This is a genomic window from Mesorhizobium sp. RCC_202, assembly GCF_041355295.1.
GTDB lineage: Bacteria > Pseudomonadota > Alphaproteobacteria > Rhizobiales > Rhizobiaceae > Mesorhizobium.
This window is the reverse complement of the sequence record NZ_JBFUPO010000004.1, coordinates 146,810-168,097: the sequence shown is the minus strand read 5'-3', so window position 1 is coordinate 168,097 and position 21,288 is coordinate 146,810. Positions and strand designations below refer to the sequence as shown.

Genomic DNA, 21,288 nt, shown 5'->3' with positions numbered 1-21,288 from the left:
GCCGGTTATTGCACGGGCTTCAGGCGCAGCAGATGCATCAACCGCATGCGGTTGTTGTCGTGGTTCTCCGGGTTCATCACCGGCTCGTCCTTCGTCACCCAGCCGGTGAAGCGCTTGGACGAATACTGGTACCAGGTCGGACCGTTGAACACCGGAACGACCGGGAAGTCATCAGCGATGATCACCTGCACCTGGTCGAACAGCTTCTTGCGCTCCTCGTCCGTCGTCGCCTTGCGGTAGGCATCGAAGACCTTGTCGAGCTCAGGATTGGAGTAGCGCGAGTCCGCATGCACGATGCGTCCGGCGAACGCCGTCGACAGCGTCTGGTAGTAGCCGCGGAACGGCGTCGGCCCGTCGGGACGCGAGTTCATGACGGCGTCGAAAGACCCGTCCAGGAGCTGCTTCTGCCACTGCTCATATTCCGGCGTGGCGACAGACGCATTCACACCGATCTTGCGCAAACCTTCGGTGGCGATCTGCACGGCGTCGATCCAGTCGGTCCAGCCGTTCGGCACGATGATGACGAAGGCAATCGGCTGTCCCTTTGGCGTGGTGCGGAAGCCGTCGGCGCCCTTCTTGTAGCCGGCATCGTCAAGCACCTTGTTGGCCTTGTCGATGTCGTAGGTCATCCAGACATCCTTGTCGCCTTCGGCGGCCTTGTTGCGCCAGCTGTCGAAGCGCGGTGGCAGGCCGCTGGCATGCAGATTGACCACCGGATAGCCGAAGCCAGCGATGTCGACCATCGAGGTGCGGTCCATGGCCAGGCTGAAGGCGTGGCGGAAGTTGATGTCGTTGAACGCTTCCGAATTACCCGGCTTATCGGTTTTCAGATTCATCTCGTAGGCGATGGTTTCGGCCGGCGGCTGCCAGTAGCCATTGTGATCCTTGTCGAGCGCGACATAGGTCTTGTCGATCTCCGGCAGGAACGAACCGATCCAGTCCATCTCACCCTGCGGCAAGAGCGCCAGCATCTGGTCGTTGCCGGAAATCTGCGGCAGCTTCAGGCAGTCGACATGCAGGTCGGCGGCGTCCCAGTAATTCGGGTTGCGGCACTGTTCATAGACCTGCGGCGTGAAGCGGCGGATCTCGGTCATCGGGCCCGAACCGATCGGCTTCTCGTTCTTGAAGGCGAGCGGGTCCTTGATGTCCTTCCAGATGTGCTCGGGCACGACGGGGAAGTCGGCCAGCGATTCCGGGAAGTGGGTGTCGACATCCTTAAGGTTGATCTTGACCTCGGTCGCCGACGGCGCTTCCACCGAGGCCACGCTTTCACCGACGCCGACGATATCGACGGCCGGGTTCTTGAGCATCAGGTCGAGCGTGTATTTCATGTCGGCGGACGTCAGCGGCTGGCCATCCGACCATTTCACGCCGTCGCGCAGCGTGTAGGTGATCGACTTCAAATCGTCGGAGAATTTGTACCCGGTCGCCAGGCGGAAGATCGGCTTGCCGCTGTCATAATCGTTGAAGATGACCAGTGGCTCATAGATGAAATCCATCGTGCTCTGGCGGCGCCCGCCGAGGTCGAACGGATTGAAGTTCTGCACCCAGCTCGTCTGCTCTTCGATATGCATGGCCAGAACGGACTCGGCCACGGCCGGCTTCACGCCGGAGGCGGAGGCGAGCGCTGCGACAGCCGCCCCGGCCAACGCAAAAAAACGGCGCCGGCTGAACAGCCCGCGCCCCGAACCCATGACGTCCAAAGATTGTACGCGACCCAGCATCTTTCTCCTCCCTGAGCAGACTGGCCAACGATGTAAATCAAATTGATTTAATGCATGGTGAGGTGCGGTCGTCAACCCTGGCTGTGGAAAGTCGCGGACGATCTCGTCGCCTCGCCAACAGCCGGGATTACGCTTGAGCTTGCCAGCTACGCCAATCGGAATACTTGATCCGTTCGAGCAAACATCGCCCGTATTGCGCAGCAAATGTTAGCTGCTTCACAGTCAAAGCGCGTCAGACAGCACAAATTCCCCTGTATTGGTTTCATTTGTAAATACTGTTGCGCCTTGCCGCCGCATCGACATCGGAGTTGTTCCGCTTGGCTGGCCGCAGGGCAATCCGAGGGCATTGCCATGAGGGTCTACGAGGCGATCGTAAAGGGCCTGGAAGGCATCGGCGTCGGTGCCGCGTTCGGCGGCGCCGGCGAAAATGCCGCCGGGCTGATGCTGGCGCTGAAACATTCCAAGTCGATCCGCCCGGTGATCACCCGGCATGAGCAGGCGGCATCGTTCATGGCCTGCGGCACTGCGATGTTTTCGGGCCAACTCGGCGTCTGCTTCGCCACCGCCGGTCCGGGCGCCTTCAATCTGTTCTCAGGGCTCGCGGTTGCCATGTCGGATTCCTATCCGGTGCTGGCGATATCCGGCTTCGCCTCGCGCAAATGGACCGGCAAGGGCGCGCTCAACGAGACCTCGGGCGTCAGCCGCACGCCCGACTCGCAAGCGATGTTTGCCGCGACGACGAAGAAATCCTTTCTGCTCACCGATGCCGCGAAAACCTGCGACGTGCTGGAAGAAGCCGTCAACATCGCCTTCGAAGGCAGGCCCGGTCCCGTCCATATCCACGTGCCCGAAGACCTGACCGAGCATGATGTCTCGGTCGACAATTTCCGCCCGATCAATCTCCAGGTGAAGCCCGTCCTGCCGGATCCGGCACGGGTGCGGGATGTCGCAGAGGCACTGGTTGCAGCGCTTGAGAAGGGCAAGAAAGTTCTCGCCCTTATCGGCTTCGGCGCGGTGAAAAGCGGCGCCGGCCACGAACTGAAGCAGTTGGTCGAGCGCTACCAGATCCCCTTTGCCACCACGCTCGACGGCAAGGGCATCATCGCCGAGCGTCATCCGCTGTGCGTCGGCGTCTTCTGTGACAGCGGCCACAGCGCCGCCTGGAAAGCTTTCCTCGATGCCGACATCGTGCTTGCTGTCGGCAACGCCTTTGCCCAGCATGCGACCTTCGGCTTTCGAGGCGACCTGTTCGCCGACCGCAAGCTCATCCACATCAACATCGACGTCAACGAGATCGATAAGGTCTACAAGGCCGACGGCGCCATCATCGGCGATGCGAAACTCGCGGTCGGCGCACTGCTCAACAAGATGTCCGACATGCTCGAGCCAAGCCCGCCGACGGACCGTGAGGCGGCGGACTATAGCGACGAGCACATCCTCCATCTCACCGGCAAGATCCACCCCGGGCAGATGGCGCAGGCGCTGTCGAAACGCCTGCCCGACAATGCCATCGTTCTCGCCGATGCCGGCGCCCATCTCGCCTGGCTCGGCTATTACCTGCAGATCGCGCCCGGCCAGAATTTCCGAAAGCCCGGCGGCTTCGGGCCGATGGCCGGCAGCGTCAACGGCGCGCTCGGCGTCAAGCTTGCGCACCCCGAACGCCCCGTGATCGTCGGCTGCGGCGATGGCTGCTATCTGCTTTCGGGCTTCGAACTGCTCACCGCCGTCCAGTACGACATCCCGGTGATCTGGATTGTCTTCAACAACAACGAATTCCAGCTGATCAAGCTCTACCAGCTGCAATCCTACCAGGAATACGGCCTGATCGATTTCGACAACCCCGACTATGTCGGCTTCGCCCAGGCCTGCGGCGCCAAGGGCTATCGCGTCGAGACGCTCGAAGACTTCGAAGCCGCGCTCGAGGACGCGCTGGCGCTAGGCAAGCCAGCCATCATCGATGCTCATATCACCCGACTGGCGCTGCCGCATTACAGCCCCTCGCCCGAAGGCCTGGTCGCGGGCGTCGCGGAGATGATCGAAAAACGCATCCACTCGAACTGAGCAATTCCAGGAAAAGTGCCTAGCGGTTTTCCGTCCGGAATTGCGTGAATCAAAGAGCAGGGAGGCTCATCGTGTTGACGCAACCTGGCAAGCACCCAACGACGAGTTGGCGCGAGATACCGCAAGGCTCGGACGAGCAGGAACGCAAGCTGTTCGAGCAGCTGGCGCAGGACATGATGCATGTCCAGTTGAAGACCAAGCAGCGCTCCAAGGCCGCCGGCATCCAGCGCGCCTTCCACGCCAAGCCGATTTTCGCCTCGATCGACGCCACGCTGCGCTTCGACGACGACCTCCCGGCCGAATTCCGCGCCGGTTTTGCTCAAGCCGGCAAATCCTATCCGGCGATCGTGCGCTTCTCGAACGCCAGCGGTTCAGGCCAGGCCGACTACAAACCCGACCTGCGCGGCGTCGCGCTGCGCGTGAAAGTCTCGGACAAGGAACAGCACGACCTTCTGGCCACCAACTTCCCGGTCTCGCATGCCCGCGATGCCAGGCAGTTCGTCGCCTTCGCCAAGGCCACCGCCGGCGGCACGATCGGCAAGGTTTTCGGGCTCATCGGCCTCTCCTTCCGCTTCGGCCCGGCCGAAGTGATCCGCATGTTGAAGAACATCTCGGCCGGCCGTAGCCACAAGGTGCGCAGTGTCGCGCTGGAAACTTTCTGGAGTCGCGGCGCCATTTGCTGGGGCGAGACACTAGCCGTGCGCTATCTGCTGCGGCCGGTGCCTAGCGCTGCCCCAGCGCCCGATCCGTCGGAGAAGGATGCGAGCTATCTGGCAAACGAGTTCGCCGCGCGGCTGGCGGCCGGCGATGTGCGTTTCGAGCTCTGCGTCCAGCCTTTCGTCGACGAGCGTGCGACGCCGATCGAGGACACCGCGATCGAATGGACGCAAACCATCTCGCCGCCGGTCAAGGTGGCGGAGCTCACCATTACCCAGCCGTCGGCCGGCACGTCCGAAGCCTTCACCAATACGAGGATGATCGACGAGCTCGCCTTCAATCCTTGGAACACGACGGATGAATTCCGTCCGCTCGGCAATCTCAACCGGGCGCGCAAAGGCGTTTATGACGCAAGTGCCGCGCACCGCCTCGCCTATCGCTGGCGCACCGAGACGCCGCTGCGCAATCGCCTGCTGAGCGCCATCGCGCGCCAGTCCTTCCTGGTGATCAATCGCCGCATCGAATGGCACAGACTGCCGCTTCGGCTCAGCCTGCTCAATCTCGACGCCTTCCGCTATGTGTTGAGGCAACAGAACCTGATCGGCACCGAAGTCGTCGAGGCGCCGCCGCAGGCGCGGCCCGAGCCGCAGCCGCCGATCGCCGAGGACGTGCGCCAGACGCGCACCTATGACGGCAGCTATAACGACCTGTCGCTGCCCACAATGGGCGCAGTCGGCGCCACGTTCGGACGCAATTTGCCACCGGCCTACAAGCCGGACCTGTTCGACACGCCGAATGCTGTCGAGGTGGTGCAGAAGCTGCTGCATCGCGACACGTTCATCCCGGCGCGTTCGCTCAACATTCTGGCCGCCGCCTGGATCCAGTTCCAGGTGCATGACTGGGTCAACCATGCGCGCAATCCGCTCGGCAAGGATGACGTCATTGTCCCGCTGCCTCCGGGCATGAAGTGGACCAACGCCGTAGGCGGCAAGCCGGAAGATGTCATGCGCATTGCCGGCAACCAGGCGCTCGACTGTGGTCCCGGCCAGCCGCCGATCTATTTCGGCAACGCCGCCTCGCACTGGTGGGACGGCTCGGAGGTCTATGGCCCGAACAGCACCAAGGCCAACATGCTGCGCGAAGGCGCCAAGATCCGGCTGGTCAACAACCATTTGCCCACCGACCTGCACGGCTTCGAGGTGACCGGCTTCAACGAGAGCTGGTGGCTGGGCCTGAGCGCCATGCACACGCTGTTCGCGCGCGAGCACAATCTGCTCTGCGATGAGTTGCGGCTCCGCTACAAGAATTGGGACGACGAGCGCATTTACCAGACGGCGCGTCTCATCGTCTCGGCGCTGATCGCCAAGATCCACACGGTCGAATGGACGCCGGCCATCCTTGCCACGCGGGCGATCGAGGTCGGCCTGTCCAGCAACTGGAACGGTCCTCCGGCCAATGACTGGGTGACCAAACTCGGCCTATGGCTGGTCGACGAGCACGCCTCCGTCGGCATCCCGAAGACGATGCCGGACCACCATACCGCGCCCTATTCGCTGACCGAGGATTTCACCACCGTCTACCGCATGCATCCGCTGCTGCCGGACGACTATTGCTTCTACCACCACAGATCGGGCAAAAAGATCGCCGAGAAGGGTTTCCTCGACATCCAGGGCGCCGGCGCCGATGACATCATGCGCAATTTCGGCCTGCGCAACACGCTCTATTCCTTCGGCATCGCGCATCCCGGCGCCATCGCTCTGCACAACTTCCCCAAGGCGCTGCTCAAGCTCGAGCGCGACAACGAGATCATCGATCTTTCAGTGGTCGATATCGTGCGCACCAGGCGCCGCGGCGTGCCGCGCTACAATGATTTCCGCGCCGGCCTGCACCGGCCGCGCATCCGGAGTTTCGAGGAGGTCACGGCCAGCCCCGAGGACGCACGGCTGCTCAAGGAACTCTACGGCGACGTCGACAAGATCGATACGGTTGTAGGCCTGCTCTCCGAACCGGCGCCGGCGGGCTTCGGCTTCAGCGACACCGCCTTCCGCATCTTCATCCTGATGGCCTCGCGGCGGCTGCAGAGCGACCGCTTCCTCACCGTCGATTACAGGCCGGAGATCTACTCGCCCTTCGGCATCGACTGGATCGCCAACAACGGCATGACCAGCCTGATCCTGCGCCACTGTCCCGACCTCGCCTCGGTGCTGCCGAGGACGCAGAGCGCCTTTGCGCCCTGGCGGCCGATCGTGCCGGCCAGCACCGACCCGGCGATGGCGAGGGCAAAGCCATGACCGCGCCGATGAAACCGGCACAGGCCGCAAACGGCAGCATCGCTTCCGGGCTCGATCAGCTTTTGAAGCGGCCGCTGGTCGAGACGATCTTCCGCCGCCGCACGCATCGCGTCAGCCAGGGCAGCTCGGTGCTCGCCGGCAGCATGAGCTATGTCTCCGACCAGCCGCGCGAGCCGCTGTCGGAACTCGAGGAGGCAGTGCTGATCGCCATGACCGGCTGCACGGGGCTAACCATGCCCGACCGGCCCTTCGAGGACCCGGCGACCAAGAAGCCGATCATGGCCAAGCCCAATCTGACCATGGCCGGCCGCACCGCCGGCAGCCCCGACAATGCGCAGGGCACGCACTTCTTCCTGATCAACGACGCAGGCACCTATTTCCTGCGCAAGCTGCCGCCACCCGCCGACGGCAACATCGCCTTCACGCCGGAGCGGCTGATCGAGCGCTCGCGTGAGGCCAAGGTAAAGATCCTGGACAAGCGCCTCGACGTCGCCGAAGGCCTACGCGATTTTCCCGCCTATCTCGATTCCAACCGCTTCCTGTCCAACCTGCCGGGCACGACCATCCTGCTGCCGGTCGTTGACCTCTCGCGCCAGTACATCAACGGCATGATGTATCTGCTTACGCAGCCGGATGGTGCGCGGCCCAACATCGTCGACGACCGCAATTTCTACCGCCCGGCCGGCGTCAAGCGCTGGGTGAAGAACGGCTTCCTCAATAAGGACCTGAAGATCCCGCTCGGCGCAATCGGCTCGCTGCGCACGCAGATCGAGGCGGACCTGCTTGTACAGAACCTGTTCCTCGTCGCCGACGCCATGGGGCTCGGCGCCTGGATCCATGGCTCGATCAGCCCGCCGGTGCTCGTCGGCGATCCGAAATTCTCGAAAACCTATGGCCCCATGCTCGGCTTCGACGTCGAGGTGCCGCGCTGGCGTCTGATGGACCTTTTGCGCTGGCAGGTCCCGCTGCCGAAATATTCCAATTTGCGCAGCAACCCGATCGGCCTGCGCTTCAAGGGCGAGCATCTGATCAAGGGCATGTCGCCGCCCTACTACGACACGATGGCCGACGCCGTCGCCGAAGTGGTCGAGGAGAAGTTCGGCAAGACCGGCCTCTTCTCGGATGAGAAGCTGTTCTCGGGAATCTACAAGGGCGACTACGGCCATCGCTACCTCAGCGAGGCGGCCGTCTACACGCAGGACGTCATCGACTGCGTGCGCGACATCTGCACCTACATCTACGAGACCCACGGCCGCTTCCCGGCGCATTGCGACGCGATCCACGTGCCCGGCATCTGGCTGCAGGTGCACCATGTCGATGTCGGCTATTAGGAGCGCTTCTTCCGCAACGGACTGACCGACGCGCATCGTAACCATGCGCGCGACTGGCACTAGGGTGTGTTGAGATTCAGGGGAGACCGGCCTGCGAAGGGCGGTTTCCTGCGCTTCCGGTGCTCACGTACTTCAAGTACGCTCCGCTCCGGTTCTCTGAAACCACCCTTCTCGACTCGGCCTGACCTGAATCTCAACACACCCTTGAGCGTCACGCCCTCAGCGCGTCTGGCGGCCGGTCAGTCGTTCGAGCCCGAGCAGCAGGACCAGCGTTGCCGCCACCAGGATCATGGTGAGTGCGGCGCCGGCAAAGACATCGCCGCGATCGGTAAGGCTGAAGATCGATACCGGCAGCGTCACCCAGCCCGGCGGGTAGACCATGACGGTCGCGCCAAGCTCACCCATCGACAGCGCGAAGCTCAGGCCGAAGGCGGCGACCAGATAGGGCGCAAGCAGCGGCAGCGTCACATGCCAGAGCCGGTAGGCGGGACGCGCGCCGAGGCTCGACGCCACCTGTTCGAAGTCGGGCGAAAGCCGCGCCAGTCCGGCCGAGACATTGCCGAAGGTGAAGGCCGAGATCAGCACGAAATGCGCAATCATGACGATGGCGATTGTGCCGTTGAGCAGCAGCGGCGGATGGCTGAAGGCGACCAGCAGGCCAAGGCCGACCGATACCGAAGGCACCGCACTTGGGATGAAGAACAATAGCCCGAGCACCTTCGCCAGCGTGGCGTCCTGGACACGCAGCGCAAGTGCTGCCCAGGTGCCGCTGACCAGCGCCAGCGCGCTGGCCAGGAAGCCGGTGATCAGACTGGCCTTGACCGCGTTCCAGGCAGCACCCCGCGCGACATCGGTGTAGTGCTCGAACGTCAGCCCACTGGGCAGCACGCCGTTCCACTGATCGGCAAGGCTGGACAGAAGGATCACCGCCAGCGGCGCCAGGAACAGCACGCCGAACACCAGCGCAAAGACAAGCCAGATCAGCATGCGACCGGGGCGTGACCAGACCAGCATGGCTAGACCCCCAGCCGGCCGGCGGCGAACCGGTAGAGGCTGAACAGCCCCAGCGACAAGACGATGTTGATGACCGCGATGATGCAGGCGACCTGATAGGCCGATTCCTGGATCGCCTTGCTGTAGATTAGCAGCGGCAAGGTGATGACACCTTTTGCGCCGATGAACAGCACGATGCCGAACTCGTTGACGGTCAACAGCAGGCAGAGGCTGCCGCCGGCAATCAGAGCGGGCACAGCCGCCGGCAGGATCACCTGACGGACGATGCGGAACGGCCTTGCGCCAAGCACGCTCGCCGCTTCGATCTGGCTGCGGTCGACAAGCGAGAAAGCGGCAAGCAGCGGGCGTAAAACGAAAGGTGAGTAGACGGTGACCTCGGCCAGGATCACGCCCCAGGTCGAATAGAGGAAATCGACGGGCGGCGCCTGCAGCGAGAACATCTCCATCAATCCGGCGTTGAGCATGCCGGCCGAGCCGTAGAGGAAGGTGAAGGCCAGCGTCACCAGGAATGTCGGCAAGGCGATGAAGGTGTCGATCAGCCGGGCGATGACGCCGCTGCCGGGGAACGGCACTAAGGCGAGGATCAGTCCCAGCACCAGCCCGACGATCAGGCACCCGGCTGTCGCCGCGACCGAAATGGTGATGGTGTTGATGAGCGCGTTGAGGAAGAAGCGCGCATGCAGCACGCGCGCGAATTCAGCGACATTGGCCACGCCGCTGTCGTCGAGAAAGGCTTGGCGTGCAATCAGCGCCAGCGGATAGAAGAACAACAGCGCCAGCAGTGCCGTCGGCGGCACGATCCAGAGCCTGCCGGACACCCTTCTGGTCATCGGCGCGGGGAGAGCGACCGCGTCAGCCACGGACGTCTTCCGGAACGAGCGACGTATCGCCGGGCGTGAAGAACAACGGCATCGCCGAGCCGCGCTCCGGCAGGCTTACCGGCAGCCTGGTCGCCGAGACGCGCACCGGCGTGCCGTCGACATCGAGCACCAGATGGGTGAGTTCGCCCTGCCAGTGCACTTCCTTGAGCGTGCCGACGATCCTGTTCGTATGCTCCTCGTCGCCGGTGAGGCTAAGATGCTGCGGTCGGATGCAGAGCAGGGTCTTGTCGCCGGGTTTCTCGCTGCGTCCGGCGCCCGCAAGCACGGCATCGCCCAACTTTGCCGTGGCCATCCCTTTCGGTCCGGCGGCTCCTTCAGCGACCGTGACCGGCAACAGGTTGGCGCGGCCGAGGAACTCCGCCGTGAAGCGGTTCGGCGGCCGCCGGTAAAGCTCGCCGGTCGGCCCATGCGAGGACACCCTTCCGTCACGCATGATGGCGATCTTGTCGGCAAGCGTCAGTGCTTCGGTCTGGTCATGCGTGACATAGAGGATCGTCAGCCCCGGCAGGTCGCGGTGCAGCTTGGCGATCTCCTCGACCATGTTGCGCCTGATCTGCGCGTCGAGCGCCGATAGCGGCTCGTCGAGCAGAAGCACGCGCGGCCTGACCGCAAGCGCGCGCGCAATGGCCACACGCTGCTGCTGGCCGCCGGAAAGTTCGCGCGGATAGCGCCCGGCAAAGCCGGACATGCCGACGGTCGCGAGCGCATCCTTGACGCGCTCGCCGATCAGCGTCTTGTCGGCGCCTTGTGCCCTGAGGCCGAAGGCGACATTGTCCTCGACGCGCATATGCGGGAACAGCGCGTAGTTCTGCACCACCATGCCGAGCCCGCGCTCATAGGGCGGCAGATCGGTGACGTCGGTGGCGCCGATGCGGATGCGGCCGCTCGCCGGTTTGACGAAACCAGCGACGGCCCTGAGCGCCGTCGTCTTGCCGGAACCGGAGGGCCCGATCATCGCCAGGATTTCGCCTGGGGCGATGTCGAGCGTCAGCGGGTGCAGCACGACATGCGTGCCATAGGCGACGCTGACCTTGTCGAAGTGGACATTGGAGCCGGCGCCACGAATTTTCGCGGCGTCGACGTCCATGACATTGCTTCCCGTAAGAGCGGGCACCGACATGGCTGGTCCTCCGGATCTGGTCACCAGGAGATCAACTTCCGGTCGCTTCGTTCCACTTCTTGACGTAGTCGGGCAGCTTCGACAGCGCGTCATCCCAATTCGGTGCCCAGATGGTCACGCCCTTCATAATTTCCTGTGCCTTGGCGAAGTTGGCGTCGTCCGGCTTGACATCCTTGCGGGCCGGCAGGCCCAGCGCCACGGAGCTTACCGTCGACTGCGCCTCCTTGGACAGCAGGAACTCGATCAGCTTCTTGCCATTGTCGCTGTTGGGCGCGCCGGTGACCAGGCCGATGTCGTAGGGAAGCGCGAAGGTGGAGCGGATGCCATCGGGACCGGCGGGCCAGAACACCTTGATGTTCGGATTGCCGGCCATCTGCGACAGGTTCATCTGCAGGTCGCCATTGGCAACATGCAGTTCGCCCTTGTTGACCAGCGCGGTCAGCTTGCCAGTCGAAGCGGACGGACCGACATTGTTTTCCTGCAGCTTCTTCATGAAGGCGAAGCCGGCATCCTCGCCGCCGAAGGCGTGGATGATCTGCAGCATCACGGCGGTGCCGTCGCCGGCCTGTCCAGGCGTCGAATACTGGATCTTACCCTTGAATTTCGGATCGAGCAGATCGTCGTAGGCCTTCGGTGCCTCCGACAGGACGGAGGCGTTGTAGATGAAGTTCATGTAGTTGTTGACCAGCGGCCGGTACTTGTCGGTGCCGCCATCGATCTGGTCGGAGCCCTCGGGCTTGTAGTCTTGCAGAAGGCCGTCGGCGGCGGCGCGCTGGATGAAGGGCGGCAGCGTCACCAGGACGTCGGCCTGCGGGTTCGACTTCTCCTTGGCGACGCGTTCGACGACACCGCCCGAACCGCCTTCGATATACTGCACGGTGATGCCGGTCGCTTTTGTGAAGGCCGCAAATTCGGTCTCGTACCAGCTGCCATTGCCATCATGCAGACCGTCGGCCGAATAGATGGTGACGACGCCGTCGGCGAGTGCTGGCGCGACCAGCGCCGATGAGCCGAGCAACGCCGCGGCAAAGGTCATGGCTACAGTAATTTTTCGCGATTTCATGGTCAGTTCCCCTTTTTGTGGAATGCACATTTTGCGACGCACTCGTGGTCGCGCTGACTGATCCGCTATGGGCTCCTTAGCGCTGGTGCATGTCGTCGTTGTCTCAACTTTGGGGGTCAGCGATCGATAAGTAAAATCTATTTATTTTATGACAAGCAAACTTCCCCTGATACTTGTCATGGAACTGTCGCACGCCCGTTGCACGCACGTTTTTCCACGCATCGGCGGTGTTTTCTTGCGGAAATGTCGGGTTTTCAGCGAAATTCGACGCCTGCCGTCTGCGCCCGCAACCGCGGGTCATGCGAGCGGATGGTCACCGGCCGACCGTCGAGCACCTCGAAACAGCGCGCGAGCGTATCGTCTTCGAGACGGCGCATCGCGTCATGGGTGAAGAAGGTGAGATGCGGAAACAGGATCACATTGTCGCGATTGAAAAGCCCGCTCATCGGATGGCCGGACCGCGCCAGCGGTTCCAGCGAATAGACGTCGAGCCCGGCGCCGCCGATGCGTCCCGCAACGATCGTTTCGAACAGTGCGGCCTCGTCGATCAACGCGCCGCGTGAGACGTTGATGAGAACGGCGGAAGGCTTCAGGCAGGCGAGTTCTTTGGCCCCTATCAGGCCGCGCGTCTGATCGTTGAGCACGCAGTGGACCGAGACGAAGTCACAGACACCGAGCATGGCGTGCAGATCGTGGACCTTCTCGATACCCGCGGCCCGCATCGACGCCGCGTCGACGCCCGGATCGTAGCCTATCACCCGCGCCCGAAACCCCTGCCCCGCCATGCGCGCCATGCTGCGGCCGATCTTGCCGCAGCCGACGAGGCCAAGTGTCGATCCGGAAATGTCACGGCCGAGCCAGCGCTGTTCGGGCCAGACCCAGCCGTCGCGCGCAACCGCCGCCGTGATCGCCGGCAGCCGTTTCGCCAGCGCGATCATCAGCGCGAAGGCGCCCTCGGCGACCGTCTCTTCGGCATATTCGGGAACATTGACGACCGGAATGCCGCGCCGCATCGCTGCCTGGACATCGATGGCATCGATGCCGACGCCGTATTTGACGATGCCTTTTAGCTTGGTTGCGGCTTCGATGACCCGCGCGGTGATCGGCGTGTAGCACATCAAGATCAGGTCGGCGTCGGCGACCGCCGTCATCAACTCGGCTTCCGGGATACCGTCCGGCAGCGTCATCAGTTCGACACCGCGCGCTCTCAAGCCCGCGTCGATGCCCGGGCACTCGAGCTCGCTGTCGGTGCGGACCGCCTTCATCGCGTTCAGGCCGCAAGCACGGCGGCCTCGACGATGTCGAGCGCATGGTCGAGATCGGCCTGCGAAATCACCAGCGGCGGCGACAGCGTCAGCACATTGCCCTGGCTGATCTTGAAGCTCAGCCCTTCGTCGAGGCAGCGGTAATAGATCCGCTCGGCAAGCGCGCGCGCCGGCATGCGGCTTGCCTTGTCCTCGACCATCTCGACGCCGAACATCAATCCCCTGCCCCTGACGTCACCGACGAAAGGCGAGCGCTGCATGAGGTCGTTCATGCGGGCAAGAGCGTACGCGCCGAGCTCGGCCGAACGTTCGACCAGACCCTCGTCGCGAACGATGGCGATGGTGGTCAGCGCCGCGCGGGCCGTCACTGGGTTCTTCTCATGCGTGTAGTGGCCGATCGCATAGTCGCCGGCGACGTCGAGGTCGCGCCGCGCGATCACCGAGGCGATCGGCAGTATGCCGCCGCCGAGCGACTTGCCGAGCACGATCATGTCGGGCGTGACGCCGTCATGCTCGGAGGCGAAGAACTTTCCGGTCTTGCCGAGGCCTGTCGGGATCTCGTCGAAGATCAACAGCGTTCCATGCCGATCGCAGGCCTCACGCACCGCCTTCCAGAAGCCCGGCGCCGGCACCAGGGGCGTCGCGCGCATCGGCTCGGCGATGAAGGCGGCGAAGTCGCCTTCGCGTCCCAGCACATAGGAAATCATGTTGGCGCAGGCGCGGGCCGAATCCTCAAGCGAACTGGTGCCATACGGACAGTTGTTCGGCGCCCAGGGCGCGACATGCTCGGTGCCGGGCAAAAGTGGCCCGGCGATGCCGGAGCGGAACGTCGCTTCGCCACCGACGCTGGAAGCGCCAAAGCCGGCGCCGTGGAAAGCATCCCAGAACGACAGCGTCTTGAACCGGCCCGTGGCCGCGCGCGCCAGCTTCAGCGCTACTTCGATGGCGTCCGACCCACCGGTGGTGAACAGCACCTTGCCGAGGTCTCCCGGCGCCAGCGCGCCGAGCGTCTCGGCAAGCTCGATCGCCGGCTCGCAGGTGAAGCGGCGCGGCGAGAACGGCAGTTCGTCCATCTGCTTGGCGATCGCTTCCTTGAGCCGCGGATGGCCGTAGCCGATATGGTGGACGCTGTTGCCATGGAAATCCATATAGCGGCGCCCGGCGGTGTCCTCGATCCAGATGCCTTCCGCCTTGGCGATGGCCGAGACACAAGGGCTGGAAAGACTCTGGTGCAGGAAGGCCGCCGCGTCGCGGCGCAGCAGCTCCTGCGAGGGCGCGTGGCTCTGCCTCGCGCTCCACTCCTGCCTGGCTGCCGCCTTGTTGGATTCGCCTTCGGTATGGACAAGCGTCATTGGCCGAACAACTCCGTTATGGTCTCCTCGCCAAGCCCGAAACCGGTGCTGGCGCCGGCACCGCTGGTGACAATCACCAGTCGAACGTCCTCATGCGGGGACTCGCGCAGGACGGCATTCTTGGCCGATGCGTAGCTCCCGGTCCAGCGCGCCAGCACGTCCGGCGCCTTGCCGAACAATATCCCGAATTCATCGAGAATCAGCTGGTCGACGGCTTGCGATCCGAACGGATCGAGCGACAGGCCGTAATGGTGGGAATCGCCGACGACGAGCGAGCCATCGGCGCTCTGCACGACAATCAGGTGAACGCCATTGGCCAGTGCCGCGCCGCGTTCCTCGCCCAATCTTTTTCGCAGCGCGCCGGCTTCCGGCAGGACAGCAAAGCCGCCATAGCGCAGCAGGCTGAGATCCGACATCAGCGCCGAGCGAAGCCTGAAGCCGGGATCGGCCAGGCGCAGCATCTGCAGCTTGCAGCGCTGCAGGCCGTGCTTTTCAATCAGCTGTGGATAGAGCGAGCTGAAATCGTCACCGGGACAGACGACGACCTTTTCCGCCTGAAGGCGCCCGCCGCTCGTCTCGACGAAGGGCGGGGCGATCTCGGTGACCGAGACGCCGGTCCGGAACGCGACGCCATGCTTCTCCGCCAGGAATGCAGTCAGGCGCGGCAGCACGTCGCGCGATTCCACGCGCAACTCGAACGGGCTGTAGAGCCCGCCGATAACAGCCTTCTCATCGAGGCCGGTTTGCTGCGCGGCCGCCTCGCGCGCCGTCAGCAGCCTGCACTCGGCGCCATGCTCGCCGGACTTGAAGGTCTCAAGCAGGGCAAGCGCTTCCGGCCGCTGCGCGACGATCAGCTTGCCGCGATGGAGGATGTCCAGGCGCGCATCTTGCGCCAGCTCCAGCCAGATCTCGCGGCTGCGCTCCGCCAGGCGACGCGATGGCCCAGGCTCCTGCCCAGTGACGATGGCGAGGCCGAAATTGCGGATCGAGGCGCCATTCGCCTGGCGGTCGCGATCGATGACGACGACCCGCAAGCCGCGCCGCGCGGCGGCCAGCGCATGAGCGATGCCGACAATGCCCGCGCCGACAACGGCAAGGTCGAACCGTGTCGTCATTTCACCCGCGCAAGCAAAGGGGGTTCATGGCGGCGCCGCAGTGTCAGCTCGCGTGAGGACAAGGGTGCGGTGGCGGGCAGGCAAGCATCTGTCCGCATGTCTAGGCGGCCTTTCCGATTGCCGCCACAGGTCTGATTTTCTCACCCTTGGCATCGTAAGCGGGCCTGAGATGGACGCTGGCCCGGTAACGGACGCCGGCAAGATCGATCTCGAAATTGCCGGACGACAGAAACGCATTGTCGACGCCGGCCGTGTTTTCGACATAGCCCAGCGCCACGGAACGACCGAGGCTGTGGCCATAGGCGGCCGAGCGCAGCTCTCCGGCCGGCTTGCCGTCGCGCAGGATCAACTCGCCGCCCCACAGCATCGGCGCGCCATCCTCGAGCGTGAACTGGACGACGCGCTTTGCAAGCGGCTGCCCCTTTGCCGCGACGATGGCTTCCTTGCCTATGAAGCCGCCATCCTTGCCAAGATCGACCGCAAAGCCCAGGCCGGCCTGCCACGGATTGATGTCCGGCGTGAGCTCGCGGCTCCAGGCCCGATAGCCCTTCTCAAGCCGCAGGGCCTCCAGCGCATAGTATCCGGCATCGACCAGACCAAGGTCGCGGCCGGCGGCGCAAACTGCGTCATAGGCGCCGGCGGCAGACTCCGTCGGCACGATCAACTCCCAACCGAGTTCGCCGACATAGGTCATGCGATTGGCGATGCAGACGCCGTAACCGACATCGATCTGTCGATGCGTGGCGAATGGAAAAGCGTCCTCGGAAAGGTCCGCCGAGCTTGCGCGCGACAATATCGTGCGGGCATGCGGGCCCATCAAACCCAATATGGCGTAAGACGAGGTGACGTCGGTCAGCACGGCATGCGCATCGTCGGGAATGTTGCGGCTGATCCAGTCGAAGTCGCGGACCGGCTGCGCTGAGCCTGTGACGACGAGGAACCGGTCCTTGGCCAGGCGAAGAACGGTCAGGTCGCTTTCATAGCCACCCCGCGCATTGAACATGCCGGTATAGACGCTGCGGCCGATCTCGACATCGATATTCGCTCCGCAAAGGCGGTTCAGCACCGCGCAGGCATCGCGGCCTTGCACGAGGATCTTGGCGAAGGAGGTCTGGTCGAAGAGCGCCGCAGCCTCGCGCGTGGCCTTCATCTCGCGGCCGACGGCTTCATGCCAGTTCTGCCGGCCGAAACTGTATTCGGTCTCCGGCGCTTCGCCGGCGCCCGCGAACCAGTTGGCGCGTTCCCAGCCCATCTTGGAGCCGAACACGGCGCCCTTGGCCTTGAGACGGTCGTACAACGGCGAACACCGCAGCGGCCGGGCGAGGTCGAGTTCCCGGTTCGGCCATGGCATCGCATAGTGGAGGCCGAGGGTTTCCTTGACGCGGTCGTGCAGGAAGCGCCGGTTGTTGTTGAAGGAAGCGAAGCGGCGGATATCGACCGGCCACAAATCCATGGTCGGCTCGCCCTGGACGATCCATTCGGCCAGTGCCCTTCCGGCGCCGCCGGCGCTTGCGATGCCCATCGAATTGAACCCGGCGCCGACGAAGAAATTCTTCAGCTCCGGCGCCTCGCCCAGAATGAAATTGTTGTCGGGCGTGAAGCTCTCCGGTCCGTTGTAGAATTTTTTGACCTCGCTCTCGGCCATTTGCGGCACACGGATCAGGGCATTCTCCATCAGGATTTCGAACTGGTCCCAATCGTCGGGCAGCAACGCAAACTCGAAATCGTCGGGAATACCGTCCATGCCCCACGGCTTGGCCTGTGGTTCGAAGCCGCCCATGACCAGCCCGCCGACTTCTTCCTTGAAGTAGATGTAGCCGTCCGGGTCGCGCATGACCGGAAGGTCGGTATGCACGCCCTCGACCTTGCCGGTGACGATGTACATGTGCTCGGCCGAGTGCAGGGGCACCGAAACGCCGCACATCCGGCCGACCTTGCCGGCCCACTGACCGGCGCAGTTCACGACGATCTCGGCGGCGATATCCCCCTGGCTGGTCGACACGCCGGTCGCACGGCCGTCTTTCGTCTTGATGCCGGTGACACGTACGCGCTCGACGATCCTGGCGCCGCCGGTGCGGGCGCCCCGGGCAAGCGATTGGGTGAGATCGGTTGGATTGGCCTTGCCGTCCCCCGGCAGCCAGACCGCGCCGACCAGATCGTCAATCGCCATCGGAGGCCAGAGCTTGCCGGCCTCCTCGGGAGAGATCAGTTCGACCGCCACACCCTGCGCGCGCGCCGATGCCGCGGTGCGCTTCAGCTGTGTCATGCGGTCCTGCGTGCGCGCGACGCTGATCGAGCCGCAATTCTTCCAGCCTGTCGCGAGGCCGGTTTCAGCTTCGAGCCGGCTGTAAAGCTCGGTCGAATAACGAACCAGCGTGGTCATGCTCGACTGGCTGCGCAACTGGCCGACCAGACCGGCCGCATGCCAGGTGGTGCCGCCGCTCAACTGGCCCTGCTCCAGCAAGACGACGTCGGACCAGCCCAGTTTCGTCAGATGATAGGCGACCGAGCAGCCGATGACCCCGCCACCGATGATGACCACCCGGGCCTGGGTCGGAAGTTCAGCCGGCATTGCATAGTCCTCTCAGAAGGTTTGGAGACGGGAGGCAACGCGCAATGCGCCGTGCCTCATCTGAGCGCCAACAAGGCGGATTACCAAGGCAGCGAAAACGTCTTGACGTTGGTGTAGCTCTTCATCGCCTCGATGACGCCTTCCTTGTAGCCGTTGCCGGAATCCTTGATGCCGCCGAAGGGGCTCATCTCGATGCGGTATCCAGGCACTTCCCAGATGTTGACGGTGCCGACCTTGAGGCCGGTGATGTATTTCTGCATGCGGCGGAAATCATTGGTGCAGACGCCCGACGACAGGCCGAACGCGGTCGAGTTCGACAGCGCGATCAGCGCCTCGTCATCATCGGGAGCGCGCACGATGGGCACGATCGGGCCAAAGGTTTCCTCCATCACCAGCTCGGACTGGTGCGGCACGCGGTCGACGACGATCGGCGGCAGCAGCGCGCCTTTGCGGCCTGGGTTGTAAAGCACCTCGGCGCCCTGCTCGGCCGCCATGTGGACGCGTTTCTCGAACAGTGCCGCCGCCTTCTCATGCACCACCGTGCCGAGCTGGGTTGCCGGATCGCGCGGGTCGCCGAAGCGGATCGCCTTGGCCCGCTCCAGCACCATCGGCACGAAGCGGTCGGCGACCTTCTCCTGCACCAGGATGCGCTTGACCGCCGTGCAGCGCTGACCCGAGTTCCTGGTGGCGCCGGCGACGGCCAGATCGGCGGCCTTTGCCAGATCCTCATCCGACAGATCGTTGAGCACGATCAGCGGGTCGTTGCCGCCGAGCTCCAGCACCTGGCGCTTGTAGCCGGCCTTCGACGCGATCATCTTGCCGACCGGCACGCCGCCGGTGAAGGTGATCAGGTCGATGTTGGGATTGGTGATCATCTCGTCGCCGATATCGGCCGGCCATCCGGTGACGACCGACAGCATCTCAGGCGGCAACCCGGCCTCATACAGAATATCGGCCAGCATCAAAGCGGTGATCGGCGTCAGTTCGGTCGGCTTGACCACGATGCAATTGTTGGTGGCGATCGCCGGCGCCACCTTGTGCGAGACCATGTTGAGCGGATGGTTGAACGGCGTGATCGCCGAAATCGCGGTAAGCGGTTCGCGGGTGGTGAAGATCTTGCGCTGCTTGCCGTGCGGGGTGAGATCGCAGGAGAAAATCTGTCCGTCGTCCTGGATGCACATCTGGCCGGTCAGCGTGAAGACGTCGAAAGCGCGGCCGACCTCATAGAGCGAGTCCTGCTTGGAGATGCCAAGCTCCAGCGTGATGAGATCGGACAGTTCGTCTTTGCGGGCATTGATGAGCTCGGCGGTCTTGAGCAGAATCTTCTGCCGCTCGTAGCGGGTGAGCTTCGGCTGATAATTGGCGGCGATCTCGAAGGCGCGCCGCGCATGCTCCGCTCCGCCCGCCGGCACGGTGCCGATGACGGTGTCGTTCCAAGGGAACCGCACCTCAAGCCTGCGCTCGGCGTCCACTTTCTGGCCGGCGATGCGCATTGGCTCGTGGCGAACTTTGATGGCAGGGTCGAGTTGGGTCATGGGCTTAGTTCCATTCTTTGGATACGTCGCGAGGTCGACAGCGCCAACCTCAAACCAGCGCCGCCGCCATCGTGGCGTAGTAGAACGCATCGAAATTGCGCAGCGTCGGCTCGTTCGGCAGGTCCGGCAAAACGCGGTTGACGATGAACGGCACTTCCTGCTCGGTCAGCCCGCCATGCGAGCGCAGCGGTTCGTTGAGGGCGGCCAGATCGTGGCGATGCTCGCTGGTGCCGATCGTCTTGTTCTCGGTCGAGATCAGCACGATGTCGCCGATGCGGTCGGCCGGCAGCTCGAAACGCTCGCAGGCCGTCGGGCTGTCGACGACCAGCATGATGCCCTCGATCTTGGCCAGCCGCGCCATGATGTCGGCCTGGTCGGCGCCCTTTGGCAGATAGGCGGTGGCGAAAGAACCGAGCGCGCCGTGATGCACGACATAAGGGTCGGTGATCGGCAGGATGACCCGAGCCGCGTCCTTGCCCAGCCATTCGTCGAGCAGGTCCTGGACATAGACGACATTGGGCGAGCCGTCGGCATGATGCTTGGGCTTCATGCCGTGGTCGGCGGTGACGACGATCGCAGCACCCAGCGCATCGAGCTCGGTCAGGTACTTGTCGAACATTTCGTAGAAGGCGTTGGCCTGGGGCACACCCGGCGCATATTTGTGCTGCACGTAGTCTGTCGTGGTCAGGTACATGATGTCGGGACGGAATTCCTTGAGCAGCTGGACGCCGGCGGCGAAGACGAATTCCGACAGTTCGGCCGAATAGACTTCCGGAACGGCCAAGCCAAAATGCTTCGAGGCATTGTCGATGCCGTGTTCGGCCTTGGTGGTGGTGTCGGACTTTTCCGCCGAGAAGCACAGCGCGCGGCCTTCGTCGAAGGCGAGGCCCTTGCCGAGCAGAGCGCGCAGCTTGTCCTTGGCGGTCACCACCGCGACCTTGGCGCCGGCGTCATAGAAGGCCTGAAAGATGGTCGGCGCGCGCAGGAAGCGCGGGTCGTTCATCATCACTTCCTTGCCGGTCTCGCGCTCGTAGAGATAGTTGCCGCAGATGCCATGCACGGACGGCGGCCGACCGGTGGCGATCGACAGATTGTTGGGATTGGTGAAGCTCGGGATCACTGAATGGGCAAAGCGCACCGTGCCCTTTTCCTTGATCCTGACCAGCGCCGGCATCAACCCGGCTTTGATCGCTTCGTCGAGATAGGCCGGCTCGCAGCCGTCGAGGCAGATGGCGATCGCCGGCACGCGCGGCCAGGCATAGGAGCGGCCATTGGCCGTGACGTTGACGGGAGACATCTGGTTCATC

General features: G+C 63.8%; 14 protein-coding genes. 3 read left to right on the top strand and 11 right to left on the bottom strand.

Annotated elements, in window-relative coordinates:
• Window positions 1-5: 5 nt before the first annotated feature.
• On the bottom strand, window positions 6-1,694 hold the full coding sequence (locus AB6802_RS10970; RefSeq protein ID WP_371010462.1) for an ABC transporter substrate-binding protein: 1,689 nt from the start codon (window positions 1,692-1,694) through the stop codon (window positions 6-8).
• A gap of 381 nt (window positions 1,695-2,075) precedes the next feature.
• On the opposite strand from AB6802_RS10970, the gene AB6802_RS10965 reads away from it, so the two are divergent.
• The 3 genes from AB6802_RS10965 to AB6802_RS10955 all read left to right on the top strand — a co-directional run bounded on the left by AB6802_RS10965 (window position 2,076) and on the right by AB6802_RS10955 (window position 8,064).
• Window positions 2,076-3,785 (top strand): thiamine pyrophosphate-binding protein, encoded by a 1,710-nt coding sequence (locus AB6802_RS10965; protein ID WP_371010118.1) that lies wholly within the window; start codon window positions 2,076-2,078, stop codon window positions 3,783-3,785.
• A gap of 71 nt (window positions 3,786-3,856) precedes the next feature.
• Complete coding sequence (locus AB6802_RS10960) at window positions 3,857-6,733, top strand: peroxidase family protein (RefSeq protein ID WP_371010117.1); 2,877 nt, start codon at window positions 3,857-3,859, stop codon at window positions 6,731-6,733.
• Window positions 6,730-8,064: a hypothetical protein gene (locus tag AB6802_RS10955; RefSeq protein WP_371010116.1), complete on the top strand. Its 1,335-nt coding sequence runs from the start codon at window positions 6,730-6,732 to the stop codon at window positions 8,062-8,064. The genes AB6802_RS10960 and AB6802_RS10955 overlap by 4 nt, the downstream gene beginning before the upstream one ends.
• Before the next feature lie 219 nt (window positions 8,065-8,283).
• Here the strand turns inward: AB6802_RS10955 and AB6802_RS10950 are convergent, their stop codons facing one another.
• From AB6802_RS10950 to phnA, 10 genes are all read right to left on the bottom strand, one after another.
• Window positions 8,284-9,078: an ABC transporter permease subunit gene (locus AB6802_RS10950; RefSeq protein WP_371010115.1), complete on the bottom strand. Its 795-nt coding sequence runs from the start codon at window positions 9,076-9,078 to the stop codon at window positions 8,284-8,286.
• 2 nt (window positions 9,079-9,080) lie between these two features.
• Window positions 9,081-9,938: a 2-aminoethylphosphonate ABC transporter permease subunit gene (locus tag AB6802_RS10945; RefSeq protein WP_371010114.1), complete on the bottom strand. Its 858-nt coding sequence runs from the start codon at window positions 9,936-9,938 to the stop codon at window positions 9,081-9,083.
• Window positions 9,931-11,079: an ABC transporter ATP-binding protein gene (locus tag AB6802_RS10940; RefSeq protein WP_371010113.1), complete on the bottom strand. Its 1,149-nt coding sequence runs from the start codon at window positions 11,077-11,079 to the stop codon at window positions 9,931-9,933. Before AB6802_RS10940 ends, AB6802_RS10945 begins: the two co-directional genes overlap by 8 nt.
• Before the next feature lie 31 nt (window positions 11,080-11,110).
• On the bottom strand, window positions 11,111-12,142 hold the full coding sequence (locus tag AB6802_RS10935; protein WP_371010112.1) for a 2-aminoethylphosphonate ABC transporter substrate-binding protein: 1,032 nt from the start codon (window positions 12,140-12,142) through the stop codon (window positions 11,111-11,113).
• Between the two features lie 254 nt (window positions 12,143-12,396).
• Window positions 12,397-13,407: an NAD(P)-dependent oxidoreductase gene (locus AB6802_RS10930; RefSeq protein ID WP_371010111.1), complete on the bottom strand. Its 1,011-nt coding sequence runs from the start codon at window positions 13,405-13,407 to the stop codon at window positions 12,397-12,399.
• 5 nt (window positions 13,408-13,412) lie between these two features.
• A complete protein-coding gene (locus tag AB6802_RS10925) occupies window positions 13,413-14,759 on the bottom strand; it encodes an aspartate aminotransferase family protein (protein WP_371010110.1) in 1,347 nt (448 codons plus the stop codon).
• A complete protein-coding gene (locus AB6802_RS10920; RefSeq protein WP_371010109.1) occupies window positions 14,756-15,874 on the bottom strand; it encodes a TIGR03364 family FAD-dependent oxidoreductase in 1,119 nt (372 codons plus the stop codon). Before AB6802_RS10920 ends, AB6802_RS10925 begins: the two co-directional genes overlap by 4 nt.
• A gap of 100 nt (window positions 15,875-15,974) precedes the next feature.
• Entirely contained in the window at window positions 15,975-18,446 is a 2,472-nt protein-coding gene (locus AB6802_RS10915) for an FAD-dependent oxidoreductase (RefSeq protein ID WP_371010108.1), read from the bottom strand.
• 80 nt (window positions 18,447-18,526) lie between these two features.
• Window positions 18,527-19,981, bottom strand: a complete 1,455-nt coding sequence (gene phnY / locus AB6802_RS10910) for a phosphonoacetaldehyde dehydrogenase (RefSeq protein ID WP_371010107.1) — start codon at window positions 19,979-19,981, stop codon at window positions 18,527-18,529.
• 49 nt (window positions 19,982-20,030) lie between these two features.
• The gene (phnA, locus tag AB6802_RS10905) at window positions 20,031-21,287 is read right to left on the bottom strand and encodes a phosphonoacetate hydrolase (RefSeq protein ID WP_371010106.1); all 1,257 of its coding nucleotides are present in this window, start codon (window positions 21,285-21,287) and stop codon (window positions 20,031-20,033) included.
• Window position 21,288 lies beyond the last annotated feature (1 nt).